The sequence below is a fragment of the Bacillus paralicheniformis genome (assembly GCF_002993925.1).
Lineage (GTDB): Bacteria > Bacillota > Bacilli > Bacillales > Bacillaceae > Bacillus > Bacillus paralicheniformis.
Genome location: NZ_CP023665.1, coordinates 3,366,063 through 3,383,317, shown reverse-complemented (window position 1 = coordinate 3,383,317; position 17,255 = coordinate 3,366,063). Strand labels below are relative to the sequence as shown.

The window sequence follows — 17,255 nt, the reverse complement described above, 5'->3', positions numbered from 1 at the left end:
GCGGGTGAACCATCATGAATTTGGTGGATATGAAAAACTATCTCCGTCTGGACCATTCTGAAGATGATGAAATGTTATCGCAATTTATTGCGGCAGCGAAGAGCTATATTGTCAATGCTATTGGGCGGTTTGTTGACGGAAACTCACAATTTGAAATTGTGGTCAAAATGCTTGTCCAGCATTGGTATGAAAACAGAGGGATGTATGAGTCAGGGACAACCGGCTCGTCCATCCCTTTTACTGTCGAAAATCTATTGACGCAACTGCGTTATACGGATGATGAGGTGCAGGAAGATGAAGAGAAAGAGGACCAGCGATCTGCGGCACCGTCTGATCTTTCAAAAGAAAACCAAGATTCAAGATGAAGAGCTGAATTGGATTGACGCTTATGTTGATGTATTCACTGTATGGGGTGCTATAGATGGTTTTAGCTCTCTCGGAAATAATGAATCTATGGTTGCGGGGGCATGGGGCGTTAAATCGCCTAAAAAGATCACCATTCGGTTCCGACAGGATATTCAACGCGATATGAGAATTGTTGAACAGATCGGCACAAATGAAAAGGGTGAACCTGTTTTCCGAGCCTTTGACATCCTTGACTTTAACGATCCTGAAGACTCAAAAAAGTGGCTTGAAATTATGTGCCAGGAGGTGGGGCTCAATGGCTGAAATGAACTTTGAAGGGCTGGACGACCTGGATCAATATTTTGAAAGAATCGGGGAAGACGTAGAAAAGGCAGAAGATGTGGCCTTACAAGCAGGCGGGGAAATTATCGCGCAGCACCAGCGACAAAATGTTAATCGAAGCGATAAGAATCAGCCCCATATAGCTGATAACATTACGGTTTCAAAGGCCAGGGAATCGAAAGGCGCAGAAAAATTCGTGTCAATTGGGCCCAATAAAAAAGTCGCTTACCGGGCGAGATTCTTGGAGTATGGGACATCAAAAATGCCACCTTATCCTTTTATCGAAAAAGGCAGGGATGAAGGGGAGGCGTCAGCTGTGGAAGTAATGGCCCGCATTCTAACAGCGCCAATCAAATGAGTTTTGATGCAAAAGCAGAATTGAGCGCTGCCCTGGTCAACGATTTCTCATTAAAAGAACTGGTGACAGGCGGCTTTCATAATAGAGTCGCTTCAGACGTCAACGTATACCCAAGAGTCATATATACAGAATTGAAAAATGCTGATAATTCATATGCCGATAATCAGTCGCAATCCTCGGAGGTTCGTTTTCAGATCAGCATTTTTACTAATTCGAATACAGTCAGTCAAGAAACAAAAATCGCAAAAGAAATTGACAGGCTTATGAAGTCAATCGGTTACGGTCGGTATGATTCTCAAGATTTATACGAAGAGGCGGACAAGTTTTTTCACAAAGCTATGCGATATAAGAAAGCTTTTTTAAAGGAGGAAAAGTAGTGGGACAAACAATTTACGGATTAGATATGTTTCATTATGCAGTAGTCGTGCAGGATGATGAAAAAGACTTGAAATTCGGTATTCCAGAGCGGATTCCGGGAGCCGTTAGCATAAAGGTAGACCCAAAATCAGAGCAAACAAAATTTTATGCGGATAACGGCGTCTATGACATTTTTAATAGTATGGGTGATATTGATTTAGAAGCTGAAATGGCCGATTTGCCAATGAGTGTACAAAAGAAAATTTATGGTCATACAGAAGAGAATGGGGTTTCCTTTGGAAGTGCTGATGACCAGGCAATTCATCTGGCTTTCGGCTTCAGATCGAAGAAATCAACCGGCGGGTACCGGTATTATTGGTTTCTTAAAGGGCTGCCTGAATTAATGCCAATTGAATCAAAGACGACCGAAGACAAAGCTGATCCGGAAAGTGCTAAGTTCAAAGTTTCATTTATGCCACTTCAAAGCCCGAAAGGAAAACGGCGCTGGAAAGCGCAAGCAGAGGACAGCGAAACATTTAACGGTGAAAACTGGTTTAATCAAGTTGTATACGATGGTTCTGCTTTTGCAACAGATACTAAAACCGAAGCAATTGGTTTAGGTAAATAAAGAATTTGGAGCGCTTATAGGCGCTCTTTTTTATTGTCCAAAAACAGGGAGGAATCAAGATGGAACCTATTTCAATCAATATCAGAATCAATGGTAAAAACAAAAAGTTTGTCACACCAAATTTCATTTCAGGAAAGCTGTTCCGGGACGCGGCCGAGATCGCAGAAGATATTGAGTCAACCGACCCTGAACGAATCTACACTGAAAAGCAAATTGAATTTATCTGTGCTGCGTTTGGAAACAAATTCTCAGCTGATGAATTTGAAAATGGCATTGATGCGAGGCTGGTCACGAGAACAATTTACGGCACAGCAAACTACGTTTTAGGAAATATCGCTGAAGCCAGTCAGATTTTAAACCCTGATCCAAAAGACGGTGAAGAGCCGGGGAAGTAAATTTGTCTGACGCTGTCATTGACATGTACAACGCGTTAGAACAAATCGGTTATACGCAAAACCAGATTGATGAAATGGACATTGTTTATCACCTGCGGCGCCTGGCACGCCGAAAAGAAGCCGGTGGAAAGCCAGCAGGAGAGAAAGAAGAAAAGCGCCTTTACATTGACCAGGTGCTCGGGTAAGGGGGTGACCGATTGGCTAAGGACATAAAAGTCAGACTGTATTCAAACTCGAACCAATTCAGAACGGAAATGCGTGCTGTTGCTCAGCAAATGAAGAACGTCAAATCTGAATTTGAAAAGAACCGTACAGCTGTAGGCGTGTGGGGCAACGAGTTAAGAACGTCCCGAGAAAAGGCGAAAACACTCAGCCAGCAGTTGGACATTCACAAGCGAAAAGTAAAAGCTCTTGAGCGTGCTTATGCTGATTCAGCTATAAAAAAGGGCAAAGATGCTCAAGAAACTCAGACGCTGGCTCGGCGGCTGAACTATGCGACAGCTGAAATGAATAAAACGCAAAATGCTTTGACGCAGACCACGCAGAGGATTAAAAGGCTGGAGGATGAATCAAGGCGTGCTTCTGCCACCATCCACAGAATGGGCCAAAGAATGAATGCAGTCGGCAGCACAATGAGGAATGTCGGTTCATCTGTCGCCATGACATCGGGTATTGCCTTTGGTGGTTTGGTCCTTCCTTTAAAAGATGCGGTTCAAGTCGGCATGGATTTTGAAAAGCAAATGAGTAAAGTGCAGGCGATTTCCGGCGGCACAGCGGGAGATCTTGCCAAATTAACGGCACAGGCGAAAGAACTTGGTGCCACTACAGTTTTTACTGCCAGCCAGGCCGCGGACGCTCAAACCTTTCTTGCGATGGCCGGATTTAAAACCAATGAGATTTACGGGGCTATGCCTGGCATGTTAAGCCTTGCAGCGGCCGGACAGCTTGAACTTGGAACAGCTGCAGATATTACATCAAACATCATGTCTGCCTTTGCATTAAAGGCCGAAGAATCGGCACATGCTGCTGATGTGATAGCGTACGCAGCATCCAACGCCAATACCAATGTTGAACAAATGGGCGAGGCAATGAAATTTCTTGCTCCAAATGCGAACTCACTCGGCTGGGGCATGGAAGAATCGGCCGCCGCGATCATGGCGTTTGGTGATGCCGGCTTACAGGGTACTATTGCAGGTCAAGCTTTCGGTACGTCCCTGATCCGTCTCGCAACTCCTGCCAGGAAGGCACAAAAAGAAATTGATCGACTTGGTTTTGAATTTTTTGATGCTGCCGGCAACATGAAAAGCATGCCTGAAGTCATCGCAGAAATGGAAAAGGGCATGAAAGGCATGACCAAAGAGCAGCAGGCGGCAACTTTGAAGACGATTGTCGGCGCTGAAGCATACAAGCATTGGGCTGTCCTTCTTCAAAAAGGCTCGAAAGCACTCGGAGAAAACACGAAAAAGCTGAAAGAATCCGACGGTGCTGCCAAGAAAATGGCCGACACGATGCTTGATAACGCTCACGGAAGTATCATTCAATTCGAATCCGCATTGGAAGGCGCGAAAATAGCGTTAGCCGAGGGACTTCTTCCTTCAATCGGTGACCTTGCGGATAAAGGTTCCGCCCTTCTTACCATGTTTAACAACCTGGATAAAGGCACACAAGCAACCATTGGAAAAACTGCGGTTCTTACTGCGGGAGTATTAGGCGTGACGACGGCTGTCGCTACACTAACGGCAGGAGTCGGCGCTCTGTTAGCTTTTACTGGTCCTGTGGGCTTGGCTATTGTCGGAGGAACGGCTTTATTGGGTGCTTTAGGAGTCGCCATGTATGCCGTTTCCGAACAAACCGAAAACATGAAAAAGAAGCAGGAAGAGGCCAGGGAAAAGGCTTTGCTTTTTGGTGAAGGAGTTTCAAAGGCGACACAAAAAGCTGCCGGCTCGTATGTGAATTTGAGAGAAAAAGCAGAGGTCCAACTTTTTGAACTCACCCGCGTTTCCGGGGAGCAGGCTGATAAGATGGCAGCAAAATTAGTTGAAACGTATTCTAAAATGCGTGATGAGCTGGTGCAGCAACTTCAGATGCTGAAAAAAGATGCTTTAGTCGTTATTAATGGCCTGCTGGATGATACGGATAAAAACACTCAAAAGGCCGGGGAAAAAATCGTTGATAAAATGGTCGGCAATATTGATCAGGATATCCAGGAGGCAAGGGAAAAAGTGAAGGAGCTGGAGAAGCTCCAAAAAGAAACAGGCCTTGTCTCATCGAAAATGAATGATGCTCAGAAACGAAGATTCAATGAAATTATTTCGTATTTTGAGGAATCAACCAGCAAATTCGCGGCCAATCAAAAAGAAGCTCTTGCAATGCAAAAAGCGGTGACAGAGCAGCAAGGAAAGCTCTCTTTCAAGCAAGCAAAAGAATACAACGACAAGATTAAAAAAGTCTACGACGAGGGCAAAAAAGCCGCGAAAGAAGATTATGAATACCGGAACAAAGTCTTGAATCAGTTGTATGCACAGGGCTATATAGATGCTCAACAAAAAGAAGCTCTCTTGAAAAAAAGCTTGGCCGACTATCAAAAAACGATGGCGAAAAATTCTGCTTCATATGAGGAAAATACTCGCGCGCTTTTTTCAAAGATGGCCAAGAATGGCAAGCTGCTTGACTTAGAAACTCAAAAGGCTCTTGATAGGCAGGATAAATATATTTCTAATTCCATGGGTATTATGGTCAAAATTGAAGAATCCGATTCTGAATATCAAGAACGCTGGGCTCAAAAGCAGATTGAGTATATGAACAGGATTGGAGAAAACAAAGAGAAAGCTATCGAGACCACCAGACAAGCTCTTGAGGACTTCTATAGAGGTCTTGGTAATTCAGAACAGGAAGCCCAGGCAAAAGCAGACGAAGCAATCCAAAACGTCCTTGAAAAAATGAACGGCGGCAATGAAAAAGCTGAAAAGGCTGGACGAGAAAAAGGATCAGCATTCACCCTTGGTTTAAGCAGTACATTAGGGCAGGCCCAGGAAACAGGGAGTCTTATTGGTAAAGGAGCCAATCAGGGATTAAGCCAAGGAAAGATGCAGCCGAAGCAGTTTGGAATGGAAAAAGGAAATGCTTTTGCTCTCGGTTTAAGAAACACGCTCGGGATTAATAAACAATCCAGCAGCGTACTCCGCCAATCTGTCAACAGCGAACTGTCTAAAAATAGCGGCCAAGCTCGTACAGCCGGTAAAGAAAAAGGTGATCAACACAATGCCGGTTTAAGTTCCACAAAGCCTAAAAACAATAATACTGCAGCAAGCCTTTCAAAAAACGTGTCCGGTCGTCTCGGTCAGACAACTGACGGCGGGGGCGGTAAGAAAGCCGGTATGGACTTGACCAAAGGATTGATGAGTCAGCAAACCGCGTCTTACAATGCCGGTTCGAAGGTATCAAACAAGGCGAAATCCGGGTTAAAAAGTGTGAAAACCAGCAGTGTGGGTTCTGATTTTGTCTCTGGATTTGTTAATGGAATTAAGGGCGGAATCGGCAGCAACTCGCTTTTCAAAGCAGCTTGGAATCTTGGTAAATCTGCATTATCAGCCTTGAAAAAGTCGATTGACTCCCATTCGCCGGCGAAAAAGAGTATGGCTGAAGGTAACAACTTTACAGATGGATTCGCGATAGGAATAAGTAAAACAGTCGCGCGTGCAAAACGAAGCGCCCAGGCGTTAGGGCAAGGAGCCAACCTGTCACTCAAACAGGAGATCAACAAAATGGCTTACAACATAAAAGGCGCGGCTGATGAGTTGCTGTCCTTGCGTTCGGAGTTAGTCGTCCGAAATGAAGTTGATACACCTTCTTTGAATCAGAAGCTGGATGCTCTCATTACGCTTCTTTCAAATGGTTCATCGTTTGGAGGACAAACAGAGCCAGCGGCCGCAGGCGGGCCAATTAGAATTTATCCGGCGCCTGTCAATATTGATGGAAAACAAGTGGCGGAAATCGTTTTTGAACAAGGTGACGGCAGGATTTTGGATAGGAAGAGTTTAGATCGATATGATCAAAATGCTTATCAGAGTGGGGTGAGACGAACCTGATGAACCTTTATTTAGATTTTAATAATGGCCTGGGGGAACAGAGCTTATCAAGTTTGCTCCCCCATTTTAAGTTGCTGAGCTTTACACCTGATTCACCGGCCATTGAACGGGAAACAGTGAAGATACCGAGGATCAACGGCCTTGTCTTGCCACAGCATCCCCGCGATGTTGTTTTTAAAGAGCGATCTATCAAGGTAGAAATTCTATTAAACTCGATCATCGCAGAAAATTTTTATCAGTACAGGCGAGAACTTTATGCGCTTTTGGTGAAGCCGTTCCCTTATTATATTTCAACCGATCTATTGCCTAATCTCCGTTTTCTCGTTACGTGTGACGGTAATTTCAGCATACAGAAAGAGAAACAGAAAAACCAAACTTCTTTTACTGTGGAATTTAATAACGTCACCGGCCTGGCTGAATCAAAATTTACATCTTTGACAAAACAGAATTTTCACGAGGAATACTGGAGCCCAGGCATGAACATTCAAATGCGAGATGATCTGGAATACAGGTTCAAAAATCGAAAGAGGTTTCAGGTTTATAACACTGGGGACGCCTATATCAATCCTCTTGAACATGACTACAATGTGACCTTATGGGCGGTCGGAAAAAATGTGACGATCATCAACCATACAAATGGTGAGAAACTGAAAATTGAACAGGAATTAAAAAAATCACAGCGCGTTTCTTTTATTAAGCAATACACGGTGATCAATAAAACACCTATCAAAACATCAGGCAGGCTCCCGGGACTCGATATAGGAATGAATGATTTTGAAATCCAGAATACCAATGATTTTGAAATCATATTCGATACCCGTTTCTACTACGCGTAAGGAGCATGTAAAATGGCAAATACAGATTTTATAAAAGCAATTGCACCAGACGCCCAAAGAGTCTATAAAAAGTATGATATTCTCGCGTCTCTCATTATTGCTCAAGCCTGTTTAGAGAGCGGATGGGGTACAAGTGAGCTGGCGCAGAAAGGGAAAAACTTATTTGGTATTAAGGGTACTTATAACGGCCAATATGTCCTCATGTGGACGACTGAATATGATAAGAGCGGAAATGCCACCCGTGTACAAGCCAAGTTCCGAAAGTATCCGTCTTGGTATCAATCATTTCAGGATTTAGCCAAGTTGTATGTGAACGGAACAAGCTGGGATCCTAATCACTATAAAGCTGTGGTCGGAGAAAAAGATTATAAAAAGGCAACCGCTGCGCTTGTAAAAGCTGGTTATGCGACTGACCCAAATTACGCAACAAAATTGAATAATCTCATTCAAACTTATAATCTAACCCAATATGATTCTATGGATGTGGTACCGAACGAACCAGATGAACCTGAAACACCGATACCGACGCCGGAGGTACCAAGCAAAGAATATGATGGGAAAGACGTTCCGCTTAATCAAAATTTGCCTACGGATATTGATTTTCCACAGCTGCATGTACTAGCAGGAGACGGAAAGAATGTGGTTGAAATAACGGGCGTCTCGCTCGATCTGACGGACGATACGACGGGGAAGAAGAGTTTTACATTTACCATCACCAAAACGCAAGAAAATGCCATTGAATTTGATCTATTGGTGATCGATAACATTCTTTTTCTGGATGAACGGAAATTTAATCATCAAAAGTATTACATTACAAACGTTGAAGTACGGCAAGAAAATAATGTATTGAGAAAAACTGTTTCGGCCAGCCATATTTTTTCGGTGCTGCTGATCAACAATTATGTGACTGAAACGGCATCTAAAAAAATGACGATTAAAGAGGCTTTTGATATCGCATTAAAAGGGACGCCATTCAAATATGTATTAAAAGCTCCAGTGAGTGACTTTCCGAGTGCCGAACAAGAAAACTTTGGTGACGGAAATTCCACGGAATTGGTGGATAAAATCATTTCGGATTACGGTCCTGAGCTGGATGTTGATAATTATAAAATCCTTGTTTATAAGAAAATTGGACAAAAAATCAATTTTACTTTAGATTCGCGCTATAACATGCCAGGTATTTCTATTAAGACAAACTCGCAAAATTGTACAACGCGCGCCTGGGGTTACGGGGCGTTGAAGAAGAGCAGCACCGACAGTAAAAACCCACAATATGAATTTGAACCGATCTTATACGTACATCCGGATGAGAAAAAGTTTTTACTCGAAGGCCTGCCGCGCTGGGCCGATCCAATTAAAGATGAAACCATAAAAAAAGCCAGCAGTATGATTTCTGCATTAAAAAAACATGTGAATCCATATCCTGAATTGACTATTGAAGCAGATTTCCAAAAAATCTATGAGCCGAAGCTTTTAGAGATCGAGCAAGATTTTTGGAAAGGCGACACCATCCATGTCTTGGCTGTTACGGCATCAGGAATCATGTTTGAAGCCGATGTTCGGCTGATTTCAATTCAGTACAACCCGTTGAACCCATACAGCAGCCCAAAATTGACGTTCGCGAATTTCAGAAAAGATATTCAGGATATTGCAGTCAATCAGGCCAAGAAACTAAGGGATCAAAAACGATATATTGACCAGCTTTTCAAAACGCTCAGGTAGGCGTTTTTTATTTTGCCAAAAAAGGAGTGAGCAAAATTGATTCGGCTAATAAAAGATTATGATCATACGAGAAATTCCCGTCATCAAGCTCAGTTAAGATCTGATATTCACAACATAGAAAACACATTAAATGAACACGAATATAATTTAAAACGCCATGAATCTACCAAAGCCGCCCATACGTCGGAACAAATCGACCACGGCGGCTTTACTGTTGGAAACCGTCTTAAAAATTTATCAGCGCGCTTTGCCAACCTGGTCACAAATCACGACGGTTCAGATGTCAAAGAAGTAGTGGACGCCCGGGTGACAACTGAAGGAGAAATCGCGCAAACCTTGAAAGACCGGCTAGATTTAGAATTTAATAGGCTTGCTCAAAAAATAAAGCGCACTGTGTATGTTGATGACTTTGGGGCCGTTCCGGACGGAAAAACCGACAGCACTGAGGCTTTCAAAAAGGCTTTAGGGAATGGCCGGGTGCGAATTGAGTTAAGTGCCGGTACTTATATTGTGAAAGGCATCAAGCTCCCATCCTGGACGTACTTGATTGGAAAGGGAAAAGGTATCACGACCATCAAGCTTCATGAGGATACGCCCGCCAGTGAATGGGTGATTACAAATGCAGACTATGAGCAGGGAAACAGAAATATTTTTGTACAGGGGATGTCGCTTGATTGGAACCCGAATAGACAAGGCGGAGTTCGGGCGACTGGCGGGCAACATTCCAGCTGCTTAACACTTGCCAATGTGAAATACGGCTGGGTGAAAGATGTTGAGGCGATAAACCCAGGGCTGCACGGTTTTGATATTACAGCTCCTACTTATGATCATTTGCCAACAACCGATTATACGAAGATCGGGAGTCGTTATATATGGCTAGACAATTGCGTTGCATACGGATATGGCGACGATGGGATTACCACACATTACAGCGAATATATTTTCATCTCCAATTCACATTGTGTTTATCCAAGCGGCAAAGCTCATAAACAGGGGGAGTCCAATTCCAACGGTATTGAAATTGACGACGGTTCAAAGCACGCCTGGATACTGAATTGCTATTCTGAGGGAAATGTCAGGGGCGTGGAGGTTAAAGCTCATGCCAAATGGCCGGCTGCTCAAAATGTCCATGTCATCGGTCATGTGTCTTATCGTGATGTACGGTCATACGATATCCGTCATATCGGCCATCATTTAGCATCTGACCCTGAAAGCACGACAGCTTACGGTGTCACATTAACAGATTGTACGGCGATTGAACCGGTATTTAATTCCTTGTATAAGGACCTTTCACCGCGTGCGCTTGTCATTTCTGCCTATAAAAATGTCGTGGTCAACGGCTTTACAGCTATCGGTGATCCTTCATACGATTATAAAAACTATCCGGCTATCGCATTGCAATATCGCAGCCGAAACATCTCACTCAATGGGATTCAAGTACGCGGGTTTAAAAAAGCTGAAGCGGATATTCGTCTTTTTGGCGGCAACCAGCGGACTGATAATGTCAACATTTCAAACTTCACGTTCTATAAATCTGCTAAAAGCGGCATTGTGATTGGCGGGGGAGTATATAACGTGAATATCAACAATGGGATCATGACAGGGGAAAAAGGCGCTTATGGCATCACCTCACCAAACAGCCAAGCTAATATTGTGGGTGTTTATGCAGAGGGTTATGATTTCTCGGCGATGATTAAAGGCCAAAAGTATAAATATGTGCCAAACAACTTAAAAGGCGGGACGAGAGTTGCCACAACTTCAGGATATGCGACCTCAGAGACCGGTTTTATTGCGGCTTCTTCCGGTGATCCTGTCGCTTCCGGAGAGGCTTCATCTGTCATTGGATCAACCGGCGGATGTAAAGCACAAGGTACGCGGAATGTGGTGCTCGGTTCTTCTGATAGATCGACCGCAACAAAAGACGGAAGCCGGTCTGTCATCGGATCATCAAATAATGTCAGGATTGAGGGGGATGGAGTATCTAGGACAATTTTATCCTCACAAGCTGTCATAAACAATAAGAGCTATACGGTGGCGCTTGGATACGGCACCGGGAATCCATCAGCTTCAAATAAAAAGGTAGAGCTAAACGCAAAGGCTGGGAATGTTTTAGGCACCGGTCGTATTGAAAGTGTTTCTGACTTAAAGGACTTGGCTGAATACTTTGAATCCAAAGATGGCAGCAAGATTGATTCTGGTTACCTGGTAACGTTGGACGGCGATAAAATTAGGAAAGCAGAAAAAGGTGAAAAGGTTTTAGGTGTTATTTCAGAGACGGCTGGCGTCATTATGGGCGGCGCAGCTTTTTATTGGAATGATCGCTATTTAAGAAATGAGTTCGGCGGGATCATCTATGAAGAAATCTACGTTGAATCAGAAGACAAAGACGGTAATGTGGTAATTCAAAAAGAACTCGTTCCGAAAGAAAATCCACATTACGATCCGGATGTAGAATATATTCCGCGGGAAGAGCGGGACGAGTGGCATGTTGTGGGGCTGGTCGGCCAGGTCTATGTCAGGATTGATGATACGGTCCAGGCAGGGGACAGCATCGTGCCCACAGGTGGAATCGGCACTAAATCAGAAGACGGAACAGGCTTTTATGTGATGCGTATCAAGCAGCCTTACTCTCATCAAAAAGGATATGGTGTCGCCCTGGTCTTTATGTATCCGCAACTGTAAAGGAGGCTCATTGATGATTTATAAACAAGGTGGTATATCACTTGATATAAACGCGCAGAAATCGAGCGCGCAATCAACCAACATCCAATTTTTCACCCAGGATACGGGCAGCGCAAAGCTGTCCTTTTCTTTTACAAAAGACGGCGTTCCATTGCCTCTTTCGGCCGTAGACGCTAAAATTGTTCTTCTGTATGCGGACGATTCGTTTTATAAACGCAGTCTGACGCTGACGGACAAGGTAAACGGGAAAGCTGAATATGTTTTGTCTGACGAAGAACTCAAACACTACGGCGAAGTTAAGGCCGAAATCAAGCTTTATTATACGAATGGTCAGGCGCTTGCGACGGTCTTTTTCACCTTCCACATCGAGAAAACTCTCGAAGATCAAAACATCGTGCCTGTTGCGGAGTATTATATTGACGATTTTGAAACGCTCCGGGCTGGCATTAACAAAACGGTGGCGGAGATCAGTCAAACTCTTGATGAGATTAAAGCAAAATTTGCGGAGTTTGAAAATATTGAAACAAAAGACGGGGCGACGGAAAAGGCGAATAAGGCTGAAGCGAATGCCAAGGAATACACGGACAAAGCTGAAGCGAGCGCGAAAGAATACACTGACAAAGCGGCAGTAAGCGCAAAGGAATACACGGATACCCATGCCAAAAACACGGATGTTCATATCACTTCAGCTGAGCGGGATAAATGGAATAAGGCGGAGTCCCGGGCTGAGTCTCATATCAATAATCAGTCGAACCCTCATCAAGTAACAACAAAGCAGGTTACACTCATTAATGATTCAGCATTTCAAGATGCTTCTTATGAGGGAGATAATTATCCTGATGGAATCTCAACTTTTCCGCTTTTAGCTAATGAAGCCACAGGATACCCAAGTTCATATGGCGGTATTTTAAATGTGAAATCAACTCAATACCGGTTTGCCCAAGTTTTCTTTCCAGCAGGAAATTCGAAGGACCCGAGAATTTACATTCGTCATTGGTATCATAGTTTAGGTTGGACAGACTTTAGCATGATTCCAACTTCAAATGATCTAAAGCCTGCCTGGACTGAAGTTCCTTTAAAAAACGGCGCGAAACATGGGGCTAGAAAAGTTATGTGTGCGGTGGTTGGCGGTTTTCTGTGTTTAAAAGGCGAGATTATCACCAATAGAGGCGTGATTTTTGGCACGCTCCCAGCTTCTTATAGACCTAACCAGCTCCGCAGCAGACTTGTTCCTATATTCGGTACAACAGGGATGACAAAATTGTATATCGAAACAAACGGAAATATGAGGCTGGAGGGGCAAATCGCTGATAAGTCCGAGAACATAACTTCATATGGTTTGGACGAAATTATTCCCCTGTAGGAGAGATAAGTCATGAAAAACATTTTTAAATATGACAAAGAGACGTTCTTGTTGATTGATAATGATATCATTCAGCCTGATGATCAAGGGAACTATGAAATTCCGGATGGATGGACAGACATTCCATTTGACCCGGGTTTATATCTTCCGAAGTTTTTTCCGGACGAAAAGGTGTGGAAGGAGACGGCTACAAAAGAGTACATTGAAAGCTTGCAACCTCCGGAGCCTGAGCCGGACATAACTGACCTATTGAAAAAACAAATTGCCTTGCTCTCATTGCAAATTGCGCGCCTTCAGGCCGATGTTGAAGCATCAAAAGGGGGCGGGGCATCATGAAGTATCCCACTCTTGCAGATATAAAACAATTCTATGATTGGGGGTGTTACACAGATGATGAGATGCGAGAGTATGTAAGGATCGACTGGATCACCCCGGCAGAGTATGAACAGATAACGGGGAGGAGCTATGACAAACCCGCCGTCTGTGTGGATTTAGGAATGACAAGCGCCCAATAAGGGTGTTTTTATTTTGCCTCAAAGGAGGTGAAAACGATGTGAGAACAGGAGGATTTCAGGACATGACACAACCGAATGATTATGATGTTTTACAAAAAGAAATCGCAGAGATCAAAGCAGATCAAAAAACACAAGATCAGCGGATCACTACCCTCGAAAGAACGACTGACCGACATGATCAGCAGATCATTTCTATCAATGAAAAGCTGAACAAGATCGAGGAAAACACAACTTGGATCAAGCGCAGCATCACCGGCGCGATCATTACAGCGGTTAGCACCGGAATCATCGGCGGCGCAATCGCTATTTTTTATAATCTATTGCAGAAATAAGGAGGAAAACACAATATGAAAAACTTTGACAAAGGCACGGTCGTCCGGACGGTGCTTCTTTTTATTGCATTGGTAAACCAGACTTTGATTATGTTTGGAAAGGCAGCTTTGCCGATCAGCGAGGACCAAGTCAATACGCTGGCCGACGCCTTGTATTTGGCCGGCTCTGCGGCATTCACCATCATTACATCTTTGGTCGCTTGGTATAAAAACAACTATGTCACCGGTAAAGGCAAGCAGCAAAAAGAAGTTTTAAAGCAAAAAGGATTAACAAAATGAGGTTGCCGGCTGGCAGCCTTTTAATAATTTAAAGGAGGATTTTAATAATGGGAATCAAAGGAATCGACGTATCACACTGGCAAGGTAATATCAATTGGAAGAAAGTTGCGGGGGACGGTATTAAATTCGCTTTTATCAAAGCAACAGAAGGGACAACATTACAGGACAATAAATTTGAAACGAATGTTTCAGGTGCTAACGCTGTGGGGATTAAAACGGGAGCCTACCACTTTGCAAGATTCGGTTCCAAGTCAGAAGCATTGGCAGAGGCCAGGTTCTTTTTGTCAGTTGCAAATAAGGTCCATCTCACGTATCCGCTTGTGCTTGATCTTGAAGTTAATCAGCGGAATGTCAGTAAATCAGTTTTGACAGATGCAGCAGTGGCCTTTTTACGGGAAGTTGAAAAAGCTGGTTACTTCGCCATGATATACAGCGGTAAGTCTTTCCTTGAGAATTGCCTTGACGAATCCAAGCTGAAGCCATTTGCATTATGGGTTGCTCGTTATAACAACACACTTGGCCGTCATGCAGATATCTGGCAGTATTCTGATTGTGGAAGGGTCGCCGGTATTTCTGGGAATGTTGATATGAATATTTGTTATCGTGACGGGTTACGGGCTCAGGTAGCCGTGACAACTGAAAAAGCTGCTACTGTAAAACCTGTTTCAAACAAAAAGCCAGTTAAAACGGAGACAGTTTACACTGTTAAAAAAGGGGATGCACTTTCAGTTATCGCGAAGAAATACAACACGACTGTCAAAGCTCTTCAGAGTTTGAATAATATTAAAGATCCTAATAAAATTTATGTTGGCCAAAAATTAAAGATTAGCAGCAGTGCTTCAACAGCATCGAATAAAAAACAGTATTACACAATCAAATCCGGCGATACTTTATCCGGAATCTCCAAAAGATTCAACACATCAATCAAGACGTTGCAGAATTGGAATGGCATCAAGAATGCAAACAAGATTTATGCTGGACAAAAGATCCGTGTTAAATAAGACTGTTTGCCGACGGTATTTACGGGCCGAAGACAAAGGCGAAACTTGAAGCTCTGTTGAAGTGATGAAAAAGGCCCTCTATAAAAAGAGGGCTGACTGTTATTCATTATTGTCCAATTCCCATACTGTCTGGCCGTCCACTAAAATTTTATTTGGTGGATCATCATAAAGAGAGATCTCAACCAAGGAGCTTTCCCCTTGCCTTAACCAATCATATACACTGCCTTTGTTATTAGTAGGGTGGGATATAATGTTATTCACTCTAAAGGCAACTGCATAATATTCGGTGTAATTGATATCATCATCCTCTAATCCATTATCTGTTTCGTAAAGTGTGTCTGGATTACCGATAATTTTTAATCCATTTTCCCATTCTAATCGCAGTTCTCTACCACCATATTCATCTAATGTTTTTATTAAAGAATTATATTCCATGAGTATCAATCCTTTTCTTATGGTTCTAATGGTTTTGCAGGAACTATATGAGCACCGTCTTTTGAATAATGTATTGTTCCCCTAGTAGTTTCAATATATTTACCAGTTTTCATGTCATATGCTTTACCTATTTTCTGGCCGAAGTCAACAACTTCCCTTCCCTTCCTTGGGAATTCTCCCGTGCCAGCATATTTATCAAGCAATTCTTGCGCTTTTTTATTGTCCCCATAGAAGATACTCTTGGTTCTGCCATTTGCAACTTCTTGTTTGTAGTTTGGTGTACCTGGAATATGTTTTTCTTGAGCTCCTGGTTTAACTTTTGCAGGGAAACCATTTACTTCACGGTACGGACCTTTTGGAACGGATTGTTTGCCGTAGGAAGGGGTTTTATCTACCTTCGCAACTTTCTTTGCCGCCTCTTCACCTTTAAATAACTTGAAGCCGCGCTTTCCGTACTTAAATGCCTTTCCGAAAGGTGTGACACTCAATCCGGCGATCAAACGATCACCATTATCTTTAACGATTTCGCCTGTCGCAAGGTCGTATCCAAACGCTGCTCTTACTGCATCATACACACCTGTAAATTCCATCGCTGTATCGAAATATTTAGCAAAGTCGCTTTTTTCCACATTCTCTGGAAGGGTGTAGGCGGGTTCTATCTTGACGATTGTATCACCGTCTATGTATGCCCGGTAAAGCGTATCGTTAAATACTCTATAATCTTTTTTTAGTTCATTCAATTCCTCTTGGGTGTACTCTTTCTTGGAAACCTTTTGTGTCGCCAATTTTTTTAATCGATCTGGATCGGCGAGTGTGTTTACGTCAGCATCTTCTTTGTCTCCGACTTTTTTCAACATGGCACCCATCGCTGTTTCTTGATTTCCACTCAGGTTATCCATCTCATCCGGCTTTAAAATCGAACCTTTTTGATAACCGGTGATTTCAATTTTGGGGCCGGTATACATCTTTTCGAGCCGCGCCATGTATCTCTGCATCGTCTCAAGATCGTTTTCAGCCGTTTTGAGGGCGTTGGTTTGCTCGCGGTCAAACGCATGCAGCTTTTCAAGAGTCGTGCTGATTTCCTTTAACGCTTTCTGATTTTGTTCATGAAAACCGCTGTCATTCAAATCCGGTAAGTCGACGATATGGCTGACTTTTGCGATCGTGGCGTTGGTCTTAGAAACTAAATGTTTTGTTGTGCGATCAGCAGCATTTAAGCCATTCTCTAGTTCGTGTTCAAGAAAGGACTGTGAAATAAATCCGTTATGGTTGGGTTCCAGGGAATTCAGCGCGCTTTTCATTTTCTTCAGCGTGGAACTGTATTCCTCTATAAAAGTATCATAGAACTGCAGAAAAGGGGTGTGACATTCCTCGTAAAAGGCGCGGATCGCGTCGCCGCCTTTTCCTTTTAAAGCATCATCAAGTGATGTGATCCCCTCAACAGCTTTTTTGACTTTGGCGAATTCGTCTGATTGGTGTTTTAATTGTTCGAGCGTTTGATCAATTGCATGGTGCAGCGCTTGAACATCCAGCGTCTTCATGGCATTCTCCTCTAATCCTTTTGGTTACAATCAGTA

Annotated in this window: 19 protein-coding genes; 17 read left to right on the top strand and 2 right to left on the bottom strand. The window is 43.2% G+C overall.

Translation table 11 applies throughout. The features are described 5' to 3' along the window. Window positions 1–14: 14 nt before the first annotated feature. The 17 genes from CP943_RS17290 (at window position 15) to CP943_RS17210 (ending at window position 15,243) form a co-directional block, all read left to right on the top strand. The gene (locus CP943_RS17290) at window positions 15–365 is read left to right on the top strand and encodes a head-tail connector protein (RefSeq protein ID WP_105179744.1); all 351 of its coding nucleotides are present in this window, start codon (window positions 15–17) and stop codon (window positions 363–365) included. After that, window positions 295–669, top strand: a complete 375-nt coding sequence (locus tag CP943_RS17285) for a phage head closure protein (protein ID WP_105179743.1) — start codon at window positions 295–297, stop codon at window positions 667–669. Before CP943_RS17290 ends, CP943_RS17285 begins: the two co-directional genes overlap by 71 nt. Further along, the gene (locus CP943_RS17280) at window positions 662–1,045 is read left to right on the top strand and encodes an HK97-gp10 family putative phage morphogenesis protein (RefSeq protein ID WP_105179742.1); all 384 of its coding nucleotides are present in this window, start codon (window positions 662–664) and stop codon (window positions 1,043–1,045) included. Before CP943_RS17285 ends, CP943_RS17280 begins: the two co-directional genes overlap by 8 nt. After that, entirely contained in the window at window positions 1,042–1,422 is a 381-nt protein-coding gene (locus tag CP943_RS17275; protein ID WP_105981179.1) for a DUF3168 domain-containing protein, read from the top strand. The genes CP943_RS17280 and CP943_RS17275 overlap by 4 nt, the downstream gene beginning before the upstream one ends. Then, the gene (locus CP943_RS17270) at window positions 1,422–2,030 is read left to right on the top strand and encodes a major tail protein (RefSeq protein WP_105179740.1); all 609 of its coding nucleotides are present in this window, start codon (window positions 1,422–1,424) and stop codon (window positions 2,028–2,030) included. Before CP943_RS17275 ends, CP943_RS17270 begins: the two co-directional genes overlap by 1 nt. 59 nt (window positions 2,031–2,089) lie before the next feature. After that, window positions 2,090–2,425, top strand: coding sequence for a phage tail assembly chaperone G (gpG, locus tag CP943_RS17265; protein WP_105979929.1), 336 nt, complete (start codon window positions 2,090–2,092; stop codon window positions 2,423–2,425). Between the two features lie 2 nt (window positions 2,426–2,427). After that, window positions 2,428–2,610 carry a hypothetical protein gene (locus CP943_RS17260; protein WP_050821090.1) on the top strand — a complete coding sequence of 61 codons (183 nt, stop codon included), beginning with the start codon at window positions 2,428–2,430 and terminating at the stop codon, window positions 2,608–2,610. A 12-nt stretch (window positions 2,611–2,622) separates the two neighbouring features. After that, entirely contained in the window at window positions 2,623–6,513 is a 3,891-nt protein-coding gene (locus CP943_RS17255; RefSeq protein WP_105981178.1) for a phage tail tape measure protein, read from the top strand. Further along, window positions 6,513–7,349, top strand: a complete 837-nt coding sequence (locus tag CP943_RS17250; protein ID WP_105979931.1) for a phage tail family protein — start codon at window positions 6,513–6,515, stop codon at window positions 7,347–7,349. The genes CP943_RS17255 and CP943_RS17250 overlap by 1 nt, the downstream gene beginning before the upstream one ends. Window positions 7,350–7,361: 12 nt before the next feature. Next, window positions 7,362–9,071, top strand: a complete 1,710-nt coding sequence (locus CP943_RS17245) for a glucosaminidase domain-containing protein (protein WP_105979933.1) — start codon at window positions 7,362–7,364, stop codon at window positions 9,069–9,071. Window positions 9,072–9,107: 36 nt separating this feature from the next. Further along, on the top strand, window positions 9,108–11,753 hold the full coding sequence (locus CP943_RS17240; protein WP_105981177.1) for a peptidase G2 autoproteolytic cleavage domain-containing protein: 2,646 nt from the start codon (window positions 9,108–9,110) through the stop codon (window positions 11,751–11,753). Between the two features lie 13 nt (window positions 11,754–11,766). Beyond that, window positions 11,767–13,116 carry a phage baseplate upper protein gene (locus tag CP943_RS17235; RefSeq protein ID WP_199792113.1) on the top strand — a complete coding sequence of 450 codons (1,350 nt, stop codon included), beginning with the start codon at window positions 11,767–11,769 and terminating at the stop codon, window positions 13,114–13,116. Between the two features lie 12 nt (window positions 13,117–13,128). After that, window positions 13,129–13,452: a hypothetical protein gene (locus CP943_RS17230; RefSeq protein WP_080627007.1), complete on the top strand. Its 324-nt coding sequence runs from the start codon at window positions 13,129–13,131 to the stop codon at window positions 13,450–13,452. Continuing rightward, window positions 13,449–13,631 carry an XkdX family protein gene (locus CP943_RS17225; RefSeq protein WP_080627006.1) on the top strand — a complete coding sequence of 61 codons (183 nt, stop codon included), beginning with the start codon at window positions 13,449–13,451 and terminating at the stop codon, window positions 13,629–13,631. Before CP943_RS17230 ends, CP943_RS17225 begins: the two co-directional genes overlap by 4 nt. Before the next feature lie 62 nt (window positions 13,632–13,693). Then, on the top strand, window positions 13,694–13,963 hold the full coding sequence (locus CP943_RS17220; RefSeq protein WP_071583811.1) for a hemolysin XhlA family protein: 270 nt from the start codon (window positions 13,694–13,696) through the stop codon (window positions 13,961–13,963). Between the two features lie 15 nt (window positions 13,964–13,978). Next, the gene (locus CP943_RS17215) at window positions 13,979–14,242 is read left to right on the top strand and encodes a phage holin (protein WP_080618532.1); all 264 of its coding nucleotides are present in this window, start codon (window positions 13,979–13,981) and stop codon (window positions 14,240–14,242) included. A gap of 47 nt (window positions 14,243–14,289) precedes the next feature. After that, entirely contained in the window at window positions 14,290–15,243 is a 954-nt protein-coding gene (locus CP943_RS17210) for a glycoside hydrolase family 25 protein (protein ID WP_059231663.1), read from the top strand. A gap of 99 nt (window positions 15,244–15,342) precedes the next feature. Here the strand turns inward: CP943_RS17210 and CP943_RS17205 are convergent, their stop codons facing one another. Together CP943_RS17205 and CP943_RS17200 are read right to left on the bottom strand one after the other, a co-directional pair. Beyond that, window positions 15,343–15,678, bottom strand: a complete 336-nt coding sequence (locus tag CP943_RS17205; RefSeq protein ID WP_105979937.1) for a hypothetical protein — start codon at window positions 15,676–15,678, stop codon at window positions 15,343–15,345. Between the two features lie 17 nt (window positions 15,679–15,695). Further along, on the bottom strand, window positions 15,696–17,219 hold the full coding sequence (locus CP943_RS17200; RefSeq protein WP_105979939.1) for a T7SS effector LXG polymorphic toxin: 1,524 nt from the start codon (window positions 17,217–17,219) through the stop codon (window positions 15,696–15,698). Between the last annotated feature and the right edge of the window lie 36 nt (window positions 17,220–17,255).

What these genes read in the sequence shown, in the direction of transcription:
- CP943_RS17290 (WP_105179744.1), top strand. Translation starts at nt 15, where the DNA reads ATGAATTTGGTGGATATGAAAAACTATCTCCGTCTGGACCATTCTGAA.
- CP943_RS17285 (WP_105179743.1), top strand. Translation starts at nt 295, where the DNA reads ATGAAGAGAAAGAGGACCAGCGATCTGCGGCACCGTCTGATCTTTCAA.
- CP943_RS17280 (WP_105179742.1), top strand. Translation starts at nt 662, where the DNA reads ATGGCTGAAATGAACTTTGAAGGGCTGGACGACCTGGATCAATATTTT.
- CP943_RS17275 (WP_105981179.1), top strand. Translation starts at nt 1,042, where the DNA reads ATGAGTTTTGATGCAAAAGCAGAATTGAGCGCTGCCCTGGTCAACGAT.
- gpG (WP_105979929.1), top strand. Translation starts at nt 2,090, where the DNA reads ATGGAACCTATTTCAATCAATATCAGAATCAATGGTAAAAACAAAAAG.
- CP943_RS17250 (WP_105979931.1), top strand. Translation starts at nt 6,513, where the DNA reads ATGAACCTTTATTTAGATTTTAATAATGGCCTGGGGGAACAGAGCTTA.
- CP943_RS17245 (WP_105979933.1), top strand. Translation starts at nt 7,362, where the DNA reads ATGGCAAATACAGATTTTATAAAAGCAATTGCACCAGACGCCCAAAGA.
- CP943_RS17235 (WP_199792113.1), top strand. Translation starts at nt 11,767, where the DNA reads ATGATTTATAAACAAGGTGGTATATCACTTGATATAAACGCGCAGAAA.
- CP943_RS17230 (WP_080627007.1), top strand. Translation starts at nt 13,129, where the DNA reads ATGAAAAACATTTTTAAATATGACAAAGAGACGTTCTTGTTGATTGAT.
- CP943_RS17225 (WP_080627006.1), top strand. Translation starts at nt 13,449, where the DNA reads ATGAAGTATCCCACTCTTGCAGATATAAAACAATTCTATGATTGGGGG.
- CP943_RS17220 (WP_071583811.1), top strand. Translation starts at nt 13,694, where the DNA reads ATGACACAACCGAATGATTATGATGTTTTACAAAAAGAAATCGCAGAG.
- CP943_RS17215 (WP_080618532.1), top strand. Translation starts at nt 13,979, where the DNA reads ATGAAAAACTTTGACAAAGGCACGGTCGTCCGGACGGTGCTTCTTTTT.
- CP943_RS17210 (WP_059231663.1), top strand. Translation starts at nt 14,290, where the DNA reads ATGGGAATCAAAGGAATCGACGTATCACACTGGCAAGGTAATATCAAT.
- CP943_RS17205 (WP_105979937.1), bottom strand. Translation starts at nt 15,678, where the DNA reads ATGGAATATAATTCTTTAATAAAAACATTAGATGAATATGGTGGTAGA.
- CP943_RS17200 (WP_105979939.1), bottom strand. Translation starts at nt 17,219, where the DNA reads ATGAAGACGCTGGATGTTCAAGCGCTGCACCATGCAATTGATCAAACG.